The following is a 12,010-nucleotide window of genomic DNA, read 5'->3' as shown; positions in this document are numbered from 1 at the left end:
TATCGGTCCCCTCAACCGCTTCCCGACGCCCACGACGTCCCTTGATCGTCTACGGGGCTGGGATTGCCGGACCGCATGCCGACTGCGAGCGCCGGTCTTCTCGTCCAGGCCCCATGCAGCGTCAGCCCCTCACACGACGGGAAGGTGCGCGCGATGCCCGCCCGCACTGTGGGCGGGTCTGTCGTCCCGCGCTCAGCGTGGCGGTGGTGGTTGGGGCCCTGGTGGGTGTCACCAGGGGGTCAGAGCAGGGTGGCGCCGGTCACAGGGCCGTGGGCGGCGACCGTGGTGGTGGCGGCGCCTGTCGCGGTGAGGCTGTTGGCGAGGTCGCGGGCGTGGGTGGCGTCGATGGCCAGGAAGGCGCAGGTGGGGCCGGAGCCGGAGACGATCGCGCCCAGCGCGCCGTGCTGGCGCCCGCTGTCGAGGGTCGTGGCGAGCTCGGGGCGCAGGGCCAGGGCGGCGGCCTGGAGGTCGTTGCTCAGGTGGGCGCCCAGGGCGTACGCGTCGCCGGTGCCGAGGGCCTCGATGAGCGGGGCGTCGAGCTCGGGCCAGGGCACGCGGGCGTTCGAGGCCTCGCGCTGGCGGTCGCACTCCGCGTAGACCTTGGCGGTCGAGAGGCCGCCGTCGGCCAGCGCGAACACCCAGTGGAACGTGCCGCCCGTGGGCAGCTCGCTGAGCTGCTCGCCGCGGCCGGTGCCGACCGCCGTGCCGCCGAGCAGCGAGAACGGTACGTCGCTCCCCAGGTCTCCGGCGATCTCCATGAGGTCCTCGAAGGGCAGGCCGAGCCCCCAGAGCTCGTTGCACGCCACAAGGGCCCCCGCCGCGTCGGCGCTGCCGCCCGCCATGCCGCCGGCGACCGGAATGGCCTTCTCGATGATCAGGTCGGCGCCGTAGGAGCGGCCCGCGTGCTTGGCGAGGGCGCGGGCGGCGCGGATGGCGAGGTTGTCGTCGTCGACGGGCACCTGGTCGGACCATCTGCCGTTGACCGTGACGGTGATCGACTCGGCCTCCTTGGCGACCACCTCATCGAAGATCGACACTGCGTGGAAGACATTGACCAGGTCGTGGTAGCCATCTTCCCGGAGCGGGCCGACTGAAAGCTGCACGTTGACCTTCGCGGGCACACGTACGGTCACCGAACTCATCGATCTTCTGCCACTTTCATCGCTTGCCGGGGTCAAGGACACTCGATGTTATCGGGGTGGGGTGCGCTGACATGCGGTTCTCGGAATTAGACGTGTGAGATGGCCGACTGTGGGCCACGCAGAGTGAGGTTCGTCCGGCTTTCTACCCGTCAGAGGGTCATACGCCGACATTGCCGTCTTTCTGCCACCGCCTTCGCTTCGGGCCAAGCTTCTCTCCCGGACGACGCCTTGCCTTCTCTTCGGGCCAAGCTTCTCTCCGGAACGACGCCTTGCCTTCTGCTTCGGTGGCGGTCGCGGCCGTTGTCGGCGGTGGTGCAACACGTGGGCGGGTGCCGGACATTTACCACTGTGTCCGGCACCTTTCGCTAGGAGAACCTGTGACACAGCGAGATCGCTTCGAGGCGGTCTACGACACGTACTACCCGGCGATACAGCAGTACGCCACCCGTCGTACCAGCTCGCCCGAGGACACGGCCGACGTGCTCGCCGAGACGTTCCTCATCGCGTGGCGGCGGATCGGCGACGTCCCCCAAGGGGACAAGGCGTTGCTGTGGCTGTACGGCGTGGCACGGCGGGTGCTGGCCAACCAGCAGCGCGGCGCCTCGCGGCGGGCCGTGCTGGCCGAACGCCTCCGCGACGAGCTGGCCGCCACCCGGACGGTGACGCCGGTTGAGCTCGACCACGTGCGCAAGGCGTTCGACGAACTGCCCGAACGGGACCGCGAGGTGCTGGCGCTGGCGTGCTGGGAGGGGCTGAGCGGCGAACAGATCGCCCAGGTCCTGGGATGTACGGCGATCGCCGCCCGTACCCGGTTGCATCGTGCGCGCAGACGGCTGGCGGCGCTGCTGGAGCGGCAGCCGTCCTGGACGATGGTGATGAGGAAGGCATGAACGACATAGACGATCTGGTGAAGGCCATCGATCCCGCCCCGCAGGCGCTTCCTCAGGGACCCGGTGCGCGCCAGCTGCGGGACGCGATCATGGCGGACGAGCCGCGGCGGGCACGCCGCCTGCGGTTCCTTCGCCTGCCAGGCCGGAGGCGTGTGCCAGTCGTCGGTGGCGTACGTGCGGTGCGGGAGCCGCGCCTCCCCCGTCTGCGGGTTCTCTGGGCGCCGGTGGCGACGGCCGCGGTCGTCGCCCTGGTCGTCACGCTGGTCACGAGCTTGACCGCTGCCCCGCCCGTGCTCACGCCGTCGAGACCCAACCAGGAGCTGTACGACCTCGCCGACAGGATCGAGAAGCTCCCTGCGAGCGGCGGCGCGTACTGGCGCGATGTGCGGATCGAGGGCAACGCCTGGTCGGCCGGCAGCGGGTACACGATCATGGTGGTCGAGCGCCGGGAGACCTGGCAGCCGCGCGATCCCGCCGACGTGGTGATCAGGCAGCGGTCGCCGGTCGTCGCCCGCCCGGCCACGGTCGCGGACGAACGTGGCTGGCGCGCTTCCGGGGCACCCGCCCAGGTGGCCGGCCCGTGCTACGGCGGCGGCAGGACGTCGTGCCGTCCGGTTCCGATGAGCGAAGGGGATGTCGTGGGCGGGACGCCGTCGGCTCGTGGCGGCGAGGCCAAGTCGATCACCGGTGTGGACGGTCCCAAGGGTTGCGTGTACAGCGCAGGGCTGGAGCCTAGGGGGATCTATCCCGATATGACGGTCGCCGAGTTCACCATGGCGGATCTGTCCGCGTTCCCTGCCCGTCCTGACGACCTTCTGAAGCGGCTGCACGGCTACCACGAGCTCTCGACGGCCCGTGGGTTCGCCCAGTCCTTCCAGGAGTTCCTGCCCGTCACCGTGAACCTTCTGGCCATGCCGCTCGGCCCGTCCCAGCGTGCGGCGGTCATCCGGGTGCTGGCCGGGCTGCCGTCCACCAAGGTCGTCGGCACGGTCAGGGATCCGCTGGGCAGAGCAGGGCTGTCGGTGGACTTCGGCGGCACCGGGAGCCAACTGCTGTCGCCGAGCAGGACGGTGGCGGTCCGCGACAGGCACATCCTCGATCCCGGGACGGGCGAGCTGCTCGCGTCGGTCTCCTATGCGGCTCGTACGGCTGCGGGGGTGAGTGAGGACGAGGTCGTGAGCTATCGGGCACGCGGCCCCGAATCCGGCTGGACCGGCCCGCCGGCTCCGGCGCCCAAGGGGTGCAAGCGGGACAGATGACCACGTACGGGGTGGTGCTGCCGCGTCGGCCTTCTTGGCCTGACGTTGGGGACGTTCGGGGTCAGGAGTGCTCATGGCACATCACCGCCCACCTGTGAGTTGAACGTGCGGGATCCGGCCGAGGCGGTCGTGGTGGGTGGCGTTCGGGGGCGCCCGCCGTTCAGGACGACGGCCGGGGCTTCCATGTGGCACTCATCGATCGGGTTAGCGGGGTTTGTGGTGGTCAGCATGGGTTCGTCCTTGGGATGCTGAGAGGGACTACTTGATGTGGAGGTGCTCGTGTCCGAGGTGACGGTTGTCGAGGTGCCGCAGTGGCGGGGGTCGGGGGCTCGTACGGCTGAGCGGCTGCGTGAGGGGGCTCAGCTGGTTGCGGAGATGGTGGACGCGGATCGTCGGATTCAGGTCGAGGTCGATGACGATGATCTGGTGGTCACTGCTTCCAGGGTTCGGGCGGCGGTCGCCGCGGCTGGATGGGACGGGCTTCTGGTCACCGCGGGTGGGGACTGCGGTGTCGAACTGGAGCCGGTGGCGGCGGCGCGGCGGAGGTTCGGGGATGGGCTGGTCGTCGTCTGGTTCGATGCGCATGGGGATCTGAACACGCCGGAGTCGTCGCCGTCGGGGGCCTTTCATGGCATGGTCCTGAGGGCGTTGACCGGTGAAGGGCCTGACGGGCTGGTGGCCGGGCAGCCGGTCGGGGCGGGGCAGGTCGTGCTGGCGGGGGTGCGGGATCTGGATCCGGCCGAGGTCGCGTTCGTCGAGGCCCGGGGGGTGCGGTGGGTACGGGCGGCGGATGCGGAGGCTCTGGTCGAGGCTGTCGGTGCCGCGGCTGCGGCGGGGGCGGGGAGCGGACGGCTGTTTATGTGCATGTCGACTTCGATGTGCTTGATCCGCAGATCTTCGGGAGCGTGGGGTCTCCTGCGCCGGAAGGGTTGCGGCCCGAGGAGCTTCTGGAGCTGGTGAGGGCCATTGCGGGGCGGTTCGAGGTGGTGGGGTTGGGGCTCATGGAGTACGAGCCGGCGGGGGCTGAGGATCAGGCGTTGCTCACGTCGGTGGTGAAGGAGTTGGTGACGGTCTGCGCCGGGCGGTAGGTGGCGCTTCCGGTGGAGTGGTCCTCCCGGGGTGCTGGCCGGGGCAGGCGGTCGCCTGCGGCGCTGATCGGGTAGACGGTGGGCGCCCGTGGTGCTGGTCCGGGGACGATGGGTGCTCGTTGCGCTGCTCGGGGTAAGTGGCTGGTCGCAGTGCTGGTCCGTGGTGGCCGGGCTCGGGTGACGAGTAGGCATCCGGGCGGATGGCCGCCCGCCGAAGGGCGCGTCGTCAACAGTTGGTGGACGCCCGGGGTTGGCGCGCACTCTGGTTGGCGGGCGCCCATGGCTGGTGGACGGCCGGGGTTGGTGGACGGTCGGGGGCGGGCAATTCCTTGCCGGCCCGGGGGGCGGTGGTGTCAGGCGGGGCGGATGGTTCCTCGGTAGGTGGTTCGGTAGTAGGCGGAGTTCAGGAAGTTGGTTCTTCGTACTACGTCGCCGGTGCGGGGGGCGTGGATCATGATGTTGTCGCCCAGGTAGAGCGCTACGTGGGTCGGGTCGCCGGTGCCGCCGAAGAAGAGGAGGTCGCCCTTGCGTCTGGAGGCGAGGGGGACTCTGCGGCCCTGGCGGAACTGGGTGCCGGTGTAGTGGGCGAGCCTTACTCCGGCTTTGGACCAGGCGTAGAGGGTGAGGCCGCTGCAGTCGAAGCCTCTTGTGTTCGCGCCGGTGCCCACTCCGATGGTGGGGCCTCTTGAGGAGCCGCCGCCCCAGGAGAACGAGACGCCCAACTGGGTGAGGGCTGCGGCGGCTGCGATTTCGCCCTTGTGCTTCGGGCGCTTTCTGGGTTTCTTCGGCTTCGGTTTCTTGGGGTGGTGGGGGGCCGGGCAGCGGGTGGTGGCGGTTGCTTGGGCGCCGGTGGCGGGGATGGTGACGGTGGCCCGGAGGCAGGGAGCGGGTGTGGCTCTGGCGAGGGCGGGGTGGGCTCCTGTGACGGTCAGGAGGCCGCCGCTGAGGATGATCGACAGTTGGGTGACGTGGTGGCGGCGGTGCATGAGTGGGCTCCTTCGTCGTGATGAGGGACGGGAGCCAGGATCACGTGGGTGAACCGGGGGCGGAGGGGCCGAACGGGATTCTGTGGATAGGTGGTTGTTGAGCGTCTTGGGTTGTGGACAGCCGCCTGGTGTCGGGGGACCCGTGCGAGCGAGTGTGGGTGCGGGTGGGGCGATTGCGCGGAAGGGCGGATGTGGTGGGGGCTGTGCAGGTTCGCCGTGCCGACGTAGGCGGACGCCCGGGGGTCGCATGCGATGTGAGGCGAGGCACCTGAGGGTGTGCGGGCCCAGGGGTGGCGGTTCTTCGGGCCGAAGTTGCACGTGGCCAGGGCCGGGTGGCGGATGCCTCAGGCTGGAGAGAACCTTGGCATGGTCGCGGGACGCCACAAGCCCTGGGGGGTGGAGGGGGTGCTCTGGTGGGGCTTAAGGGCGGGGCGGGTTAGGGCTTTTGTTCGGCTATTCGGGCGAAGGACTCGATGGTGAGTTGTTCGCCTCTGGCCGAGGGGTCCACGCCGGCGGCTCTCAGTGCCGTTTCCGCCTGGGACGGGCTGCCGGCCCAGGACGCCAGGGCCGCCCTCAGGGTCTTGCGGCGTTGGGCGAAGGCGGCGTCCACGACGGCGAAGACCTCTTGCCTGGTGGCCGTGGTTGCGGGGGGTTCGCGGCGGGTCAGGGAGACCAGGCCGGAGTCGACGTTGGGGACGGGCCAGAACACCGTACGGCCGACCGGGCCCGCCCGGCGTACGTCGGCGTACCAGGCGGCCTTGACCGACGGCACGCCGTACACCTTGGAGCCGGGACCGGCGGCGAGGCGGTCGGCCACCTCCAGTTGCACCATGACCAGGCCCTTGCGCAGCGAGGGCAGCGTCTCCAGGAGGTGGAGCACCACGGGGACGGCCACGTTGTACGGGAGGTTGGCCACCAGGGCTGTGGGGTCGTGTCCGGCGAGGTCGTCGAGGGAGACCTTCATGGCGTCGGCGTTGACGACCGTGAGCCGGTCGGACGGGCCGCGCTCGGCGACGGTGAGGGGCAGTTGGGTGGCCAGGACCGGGTCGATCTCGACGGCCACCACGTGCGCGGCCTCGGGCAGGAGCGCCAGGGTGAGCGAGCCGAGGCCGGGCCCGACCTCGATGACCACGTCGTCGGCCGACAGGTCGGCCACGCGGACGATGCGCCGGACGGTCCCCGCGTCGATCACGAAGTTCTGGCCTAGCTTTTTCGTGGGGCGAAGATCTAGCTTGTTCGCCAAAATACGTATTTCTGCAGGGCCCAACAGCCTCATCATCCAACCAGTCTCCCGCATCGAACAACCTGCGATGGCGGATGGGGGAGACCTAAGGAGAGGATGGCGTGGAACAGGAAGGGACGTCCCTGATGGAGCCAACGGGCGCCGCGCCGCTCCGTCCGACCGATCTGCGGGAGATCGGGCCCTACCGCCTGCTCGGACGGCTCGGCGAAGGCGGCATGGGGACCGTCTTCCTCGCCAGGGCCCCGACGGGGCGGTTCGTCGCGGTCAAGGTGGTGAAGGCGGAGTTCGCCAACCAGGAGGGGTTCGCCGCCCGCTTCCACGCCGAGGTGGACAACGCGCGCCGGGTGGCGTCCTTCTGCACGGCTCAGGTGCTCGACAACGGCAACACCGGGGACGGACGTCCTTACATGGTGACCGAGTACATCGCGGGCACCCCTCTTTCCGACCAGATCGTGACTTTCGGGGCGCTCGACCCGGGGCCGCTGCACGGCGTGGCGCTGGGGGTCGCCGCCGCGCTGGCGGCGATCCACGTGGCCGGGCTGGTGCATCGGGATCTGAAGCCGGCGAACGTCATCCTGTCGCTGTCCGGGCCGCGGGTGATCGACTTCGGGATCGCCAGGGCGCTGGACCGGGAGACCGGGTTCACGCTCTCCGGGGAGCTGCTGGGCAGCCCCGGGTGGTGGGCTCCCGAGCAGGTGCGGGGTGAGCTCGTGTCCCCCGCGGCGGACATCTTCGCCTGGGGGTGCCTGGTGGCGTACGCGGGCAACGGGCGGCATCCGTTCGGGCGGGGCGATCCCATCACGATGGCGACCCGCGTGCTGAACACGCCGCCCGACCTCGGCGCGCTTCCCGCGCCGCTCAACGACCTGGTACGCCGCGCCACCGCCATGGACCCCGCCCATCGGCCCACGGCCCAGGAGCTGCTGATCGCGCTGGTGGGCGGGAGCACTCCGGCGATCGCCGACAATCCGCCCACGCTGGTCGCCACGGAGATGCTGACCGACTGGGAGCCGCCGCAGAACGTCGTGGACGAGCCGGACGCCACGGCCACGTTCACGACCCCGCCGCCGAGCGACGCGACGGGCGCGCGCACCCCCGCCCCTGGGGGCGCCGCGGACCCGGGAGGGGGTCAGGGCCAGGAGCAGACCCAGGCCCCGGAGCAGAGTCGGGGTCAGGAGCGGGGGCGGGGCGGCGCAAGGTGCCGGGGGCGTTCGGGGCGGACGCCGGGCCTGATGTTCGGAACGCGCCCGGAGGGGCCGCCGACTTAGCGGGCGGGCAGGCAGGGGCGCGGCAGGCGTCCCCGGACGAGTTGGCGCGGCGCGAGGAGCAGGCCGCCCGCGAGGAGCTGGCCCGCTGGGAGGCCGAGGCGCAGGCCCGCCGCCAGGAGCAGGAACGCCAGCTTGAGCAGGCCCGCCAACTGGCACGCAGACAGGCCGCCTCGGGCGGGCACCCGGCACGGCCCCGCCCGATCCCGGAGTCCCAGACGACCCCCGAGTCCCGGCGGCCCCCCGAGTCCCGGCCGATCTCCGAAACCCGTCCCGCCACTGAATCCCGACCCTTCACCGGGTCCCGATCCACAGCCGACTCCCGGCCGGCTGCCGAGTCCCGGAGCGGCGGGTCCCGGAGCGGCGGGTCCCGGAGCGGCGAGGGTACGGATCCGGGCGTCCTGACGTACGCCCCCGACGAACCGGACACCCTGGGCGGCACCCGTACGAAGGGCACCCGCTGGCTGATCGCCGCCGCGGCCGCCGTCCTGGCGATCGTGGTCACCGTCACCGTCCTGATCGTGAACTCCGGCCGCAACTCCGCCGGCGTCGCCACCTCCAACAGCCCCTCCAGGACCGTGACGAACCCGCGTTCGGGCGACGTGGGCCGCAGGTTCGCGCTGGGCGGGAACTTCGACGACCCGGTCGTGGTCGTGCCGGAGGCGCCGGAGTGCGGGCTGAAGGAGTTCGAGGGGCAAACCACCACGAAGGGGCAGCTCTGCGTGGTCCACTGGACCGTGATCAATCCAGGCGGTGAACGCCGCCGGCTCGTCCGGCCCGTCGTCACCATGGTCGACGACAAGGGCGGCGAGCACGCCCCCGCCCCGGTCACCCTGCCCCCGGCCCTCCAGCCGGGCGGGCGGGTGGACGGCGCCTTCGTGTTCGACCTGGCGCCTTATCGCAGGCCCGTGAAGATGACCGCGACCATGCTGGAGAACGGCCGACAGATCGAGGTCGCCCTGTGAGCCCCGTCCGAACGCTCCCCGCCGGTCCCCTCAGGACGGCCGTGGCGATGGCCGTCCTGCTCACCGCCGGCGGCGTCCTGGCGACGGCGCCCGCCGCCGCGTCGGAAACGGCAACAGCAGGGGGCGCCTGCGCCGGAGCCGCCGACTTCGACGGTGACGGCGCGGACGACGTGGCCGTGGGCGACCCGTTCGGCGACGGCCGGAAGGGGTCGGTCCACCTGCTGTCGGGCGCCAAGGTGACCCCCGTCGCCGTGCCTGGGCCGGTCAAGGGGGACGGGCTGGGCTGGTCCGTACGGCTGGCCGACGTCAACGGCGACTCCTGCGCCGACCTGCTGATCGGCGCCCCCTTCGCGGACGTGGACGGCGAGCAGGACGCGGGCAGCGTCTACGTCGTCTACGGCGGCAAGGCCGCGCCCCCGCAACGCCTGACCGCCCCGCAACCGCAGCGGTTCGCGCACTTCGGCTGGTCGCTGGCGGCCAGGGGCGGCCTGACGGTGATCGGCGCGCCCTACGAGGACGACGGCCAGATCGAGGACGCCGGCGCGGTCTACGTGCGCCAGGGCTCGGACGCGCTGCGCCGGATCAGCCAGGAGACCGTGGACGTGCGCGGCAACAGCGAGGTCGGCGACCAGTTCGGCTGGTCGCTGGCGATCGGGCCGCGGAACGGCCTGGTCGTCGGCGTCCCGTACGAGAACGACGACGGCGCGGGACGGCAGGTCCAGGCCGGCAAGATCGACTCGGGGTCGGTGGTCTTCATCGACGATGTGCTGGCTCCCCGGATCGTGAGCCTGAAGCTCGACTCCCCCACCAAGGCCTCCGGCGACCGGTACGGCTACGCGGTCGCCTACGCCGAGGGCAACGGTTACGCGGTCAGCGCGCCCGGCCCCGGCTACGTGCAGCTCCTCGACCTGGGCAGGAAGCAGACGAGGATGCTGAAGCAGGGCGGCCGGCAGGCGTTCGGCTTCTCGATGGCCGCCTCCTCGGACGGCAGGCTGGCCGTCGGCGCGCCCTATGGCGGCGGCGTCCAGGTGTTCTCGTGGAAGAACCCGGCCGACGACCGGAAGCTCCCGGCGGCCGAGGGGCTGTTCGGCTGGTCGGTGGCCTTCAGCGGGAACAAGCTCTTCGTGGGCCAGCCGGACGGGCCGCCGTACGGGAAGGTCGCGGTGGCGCCGCGCAACGCCGACGACGTGCAGTCGGTGCAACCGGCCAAGGGCACCGACTTCGGGACGTCACTGGCCGGGTGAGCGAGCCGGGGCCCCGGACAGGGCCCCGGGCAGGACGGCGAACAGGGCGGCGGACAGGACGGCGTCAGGTGAACAGGCGGTCGCCGCAGTTGGGCCACTGGGTCTGCCACCGGCCGCCGACCCGCTGGTAGAGCAGCTGCGCCCGGTAGGTCTGCTCCTCCTCGGGCCAGGCGCTCGGCAGGCCGACGCCGCCGACCGCCTGCCACATGGGCAGGCTGAACTGGTACATCCCGTAGTAGGGGCCGTCGGGGTTGTACGCCTGGGGGTCGCCGCGCGCCACGCAGGCGGCCAGCGCCTGCCAGTCGAGCCTGGTCACCTCCCACGGGATCTGTACGGCTCGCGGCGGCATGACCGTGATGACCGTCCCGTCCTCGGGGAAGCTGCCGAGCGGCGGGCGCACCATGGACCCGCGCCGGACGACGACGCGCTCCTGCCTGAGCACCTGCCGGACGGTACGCGCCGTGGTGCGCGAGGCGAGCCGGGTGGTGCCCGCGACCACGTAGACCCTGCGCTCGGTGTACGCCGTGAGCGACATGCCCGACAGCGGCACCGGGCGGCCGGGCGGCGCGGACAGGCTGCCGGCCGCCGCCTCGACGTCGAGCTCGGCCAGGACGTCCCGGACGTTCGTGGCGGTGACCAGGTGGGTCGTGGTGTGGCCGTCGAGGGTCAGCGTGATCAGGCGGGCGTGGCGTACCTCGATGGTGGAGCCGTCGGCGAGGCCCTCGCTCAGGGCGGGACGCACGACGTCGCCCTGCCCCACGGACACGCCGGCCTCGCCGAGCGCGTCGGCCACCCGCGCGGCGAAGCTGCGGATCGCCACCGGGCTGCCGTCGACGACCACGACGACATCCTTGACCAGGTACGAGGCCGCGACCAGCAGGCCGGCGGCCAGCGTACCGACGACGCACACCACCGGCGTCCACGGAGAACGCCAGGGGATCCGCGGACGCGGCGCACGCCTCCTGCCTCGCACGAACCACCTCCGGAAACGGCCAGGGACCGCCCGAACGCTAGCGGCGGCGGCGCGACCGCCTCCACCGCTTCACGAAAAGCCGCACCGAAAGATGGTCACCACTCGCCGAAGACCGTGACTCCGTTGGTGCTGATCGCCGCGCACAACTCGTCCGGATGGACACCCTTGACCTCGGCGAGGCAGCGCAGGGTGAGCGGGATGAGGTAGGGGGCGTTGGGCTTGCCCCGGTACGGGACCGGCGGCAGGTACGGGGCGTCGGTCTCGACGAGCATGAGCTCCATGGGGGCGACGGCAGCGGCCTCGCGCAGGTAACCGGCGTTCTTGTAGGTGACGGGACCGGAGAAAGACATGAAATATCCGGCTTCCGCGCACTTTTTCGCCATTTCGGCGTCGCCTGAGTAGCTGTGGAACACCACCTTGTCCGGCGCGCCCTGCTCGGCCAGCACCCTCAGGACGTCGTCGTGCGCGTCCCGGTCGTGGATGACCAGCGCCTTGCCGGTGCGCTTGGCGATCTCGATGTGCGCGCGGAAGCTCGCGTGCTGGTCGTCCTTGCTCGCCCAGTCGCGGAAGTAGTCGAGGCCGGTCTCCCCCACCGCGCGGACGTCGGCCTGCCCGGCCAGCGCCTCGATCTCGGCCAGGACCTCGGGGGTCGCCTCGTGGGCCTCGTTGGGGTGGATGGCGACCCCGGCGTACACGCCTTCCTGCTCGGCCGCCACCTCGGCGTTCCAGCGCGAGGAGGGCAGGTCGTACCCGATGGTGACCAGCCTGGTCACGCCGACCTCGCGGGCGTCCCGCAGGATGGACCGTACGGTGGCCGACGCCGCCTGGGCGGCCTGGGCCACCGGATCGCCCGAGGACGCCTGCCTGTTGCCGACCATGATGTCCAGATGGCAGTGGCTGTCGAACACCGGTACGGAAAGCGGCTCGGGCGCGGCGGGAATCTTGCTCACGCATC

The 12,010-nt window shown here is 71.5% G+C and carries 12 protein-coding genes; 7 read left to right on the top strand and 5 right to left on the bottom strand.

What is annotated here, in order from left to right; all coding sequences use genetic code 11:
- Nucleotides 1-239: 239 nt before the first annotated feature.
- Nucleotides 240-1,142 (bottom strand): 4-(cytidine 5'-diphospho)-2-C-methyl-D-erythritol kinase, encoded by a 903-nt coding sequence (locus ACNF49_RS09590; RefSeq protein WP_352321954.1) that lies wholly within the window; start codon nucleotides 1,140-1,142, stop codon nucleotides 240-242.
- 377 nt (nucleotides 1,143-1,519) lie between these two features.
- Between ACNF49_RS09590 and ACNF49_RS09585 the strand changes: the two genes are divergently transcribed.
- The 4 genes from ACNF49_RS09585 (at nucleotide 1,520) to ACNF49_RS09570 (ending at nucleotide 4,379) form a co-directional block, all read left to right on the top strand.
- A complete protein-coding gene (locus ACNF49_RS09585; protein WP_482943468.1) occupies nucleotides 1,520-2,032 on the top strand; it encodes an RNA polymerase sigma factor in 513 nt (170 codons plus the stop codon).
- A gap of 224 nt (nucleotides 2,033-2,256) precedes the next feature.
- Entirely contained in the window at nucleotides 2,257-3,291 is a 1,035-nt protein-coding gene (locus ACNF49_RS09580) for a hypothetical protein (protein ID WP_482943467.1), read from the top strand.
- A 267-nt stretch (nucleotides 3,292-3,558) separates the two neighbouring features.
- Complete coding sequence (locus ACNF49_RS09575) at nucleotides 3,559-4,251, top strand: arginase family protein (protein ID WP_498702274.1); 693 nt, start codon at nucleotides 3,559-3,561, stop codon at nucleotides 4,249-4,251.
- Nucleotides 4,152-4,379, top strand: coding sequence for an arginase family protein (locus ACNF49_RS09570; protein WP_482943466.1), 228 nt, complete (start codon nucleotides 4,152-4,154; stop codon nucleotides 4,377-4,379). The genes ACNF49_RS09575 and ACNF49_RS09570 overlap by 100 nt, the downstream gene beginning before the upstream one ends.
- A 353-nt stretch (nucleotides 4,380-4,732) precedes the next feature.
- Here ACNF49_RS09570 and ACNF49_RS09565 read toward each other — a convergent pair whose 3' ends face one another.
- Both ACNF49_RS09565 and rsmA read right to left on the bottom strand, forming a co-directional pair.
- Entirely contained in the window at nucleotides 4,733-5,365 is a 633-nt protein-coding gene (locus tag ACNF49_RS09565) for an NlpC/P60 family protein (protein ID WP_357974863.1), read from the bottom strand.
- Nucleotides 5,366-5,801: 436 nt separating this feature from the next.
- Nucleotides 5,802-6,641, bottom strand: a complete 840-nt coding sequence (rsmA, locus tag ACNF49_RS09560; protein WP_482945501.1) for a 16S rRNA (adenine(1518)-N(6)/adenine(1519)-N(6))-dimethyltransferase RsmA — start codon at nucleotides 6,639-6,641, stop codon at nucleotides 5,802-5,804.
- A gap of 68 nt (nucleotides 6,642-6,709) precedes the next feature.
- Here rsmA and ACNF49_RS09555 point away from each other — a divergent pair, with 68 nt between their 5' ends.
- From ACNF49_RS09555 to ACNF49_RS09545, 3 genes are read left to right on the top strand one after another with little or no spacing between them, the layout of a single operon-like run.
- Nucleotides 6,710-7,876, top strand: a complete 1,167-nt coding sequence (locus tag ACNF49_RS09555; protein ID WP_482943465.1) for a serine/threonine-protein kinase — start codon at nucleotides 6,710-6,712, stop codon at nucleotides 7,874-7,876.
- A gap of 41 nt (nucleotides 7,877-7,917) precedes the next feature.
- Nucleotides 7,918-8,838 (top strand): hypothetical protein, encoded by a 921-nt coding sequence (locus ACNF49_RS09550; protein WP_482943464.1) that lies wholly within the window; start codon nucleotides 7,918-7,920, stop codon nucleotides 8,836-8,838.
- Nucleotides 8,835-10,082 (top strand): FG-GAP-like repeat-containing protein, encoded by a 1,248-nt coding sequence (locus ACNF49_RS09545; RefSeq protein WP_482943463.1) that lies wholly within the window; start codon nucleotides 8,835-8,837, stop codon nucleotides 10,080-10,082. The genes ACNF49_RS09550 and ACNF49_RS09545 overlap by 4 nt, the downstream gene beginning before the upstream one ends.
- Before the next feature lie 64 nt (nucleotides 10,083-10,146).
- Here ACNF49_RS09545 and ACNF49_RS09540 read toward each other — a convergent pair whose 3' ends face one another.
- Together ACNF49_RS09540 and ACNF49_RS09535 are read right to left on the bottom strand one after the other, a co-directional pair.
- On the bottom strand, nucleotides 10,147-10,992 hold the full coding sequence (locus tag ACNF49_RS09540; protein WP_482943462.1) for a resuscitation-promoting factor: 846 nt from the start codon (nucleotides 10,990-10,992) through the stop codon (nucleotides 10,147-10,149).
- A gap of 158 nt (nucleotides 10,993-11,150) precedes the next feature.
- The gene (locus tag ACNF49_RS09535) at nucleotides 11,151-12,005 is read right to left on the bottom strand and encodes a TatD family hydrolase (protein WP_482943461.1); all 855 of its coding nucleotides are present in this window, start codon (nucleotides 12,003-12,005) and stop codon (nucleotides 11,151-11,153) included.
- Nucleotides 12,006-12,010 lie beyond the last annotated feature (5 nt).

It is taken from the genome of Actinomadura sp. ATCC 39365, from assembly GCF_054392275.1.
This window is presented reverse-complemented; position numbering and strand designations above follow the sequence as displayed.

Excerpts from the sequence above, each read along its gene's own strand:
- ACNF49_RS09590 (WP_352321954.1), bottom strand. The coding sequence starts at position 1,142 with ATGAGTTCGGTGACCGTACGTGTGCCCGCGAAGGTCAACGTGCAGCTT.
- ACNF49_RS09565 (WP_357974863.1), bottom strand. The coding sequence starts at position 5,365 with ATGCACCGCCGCCACCACGTCACCCAACTGTCGATCATCCTCAGCGGC.
- rsmA (WP_482945501.1), bottom strand. The coding sequence starts at position 6,641 with ATGAGGCTGTTGGGCCCTGCAGAAATACGTATTTTGGCGAACAAGCTA.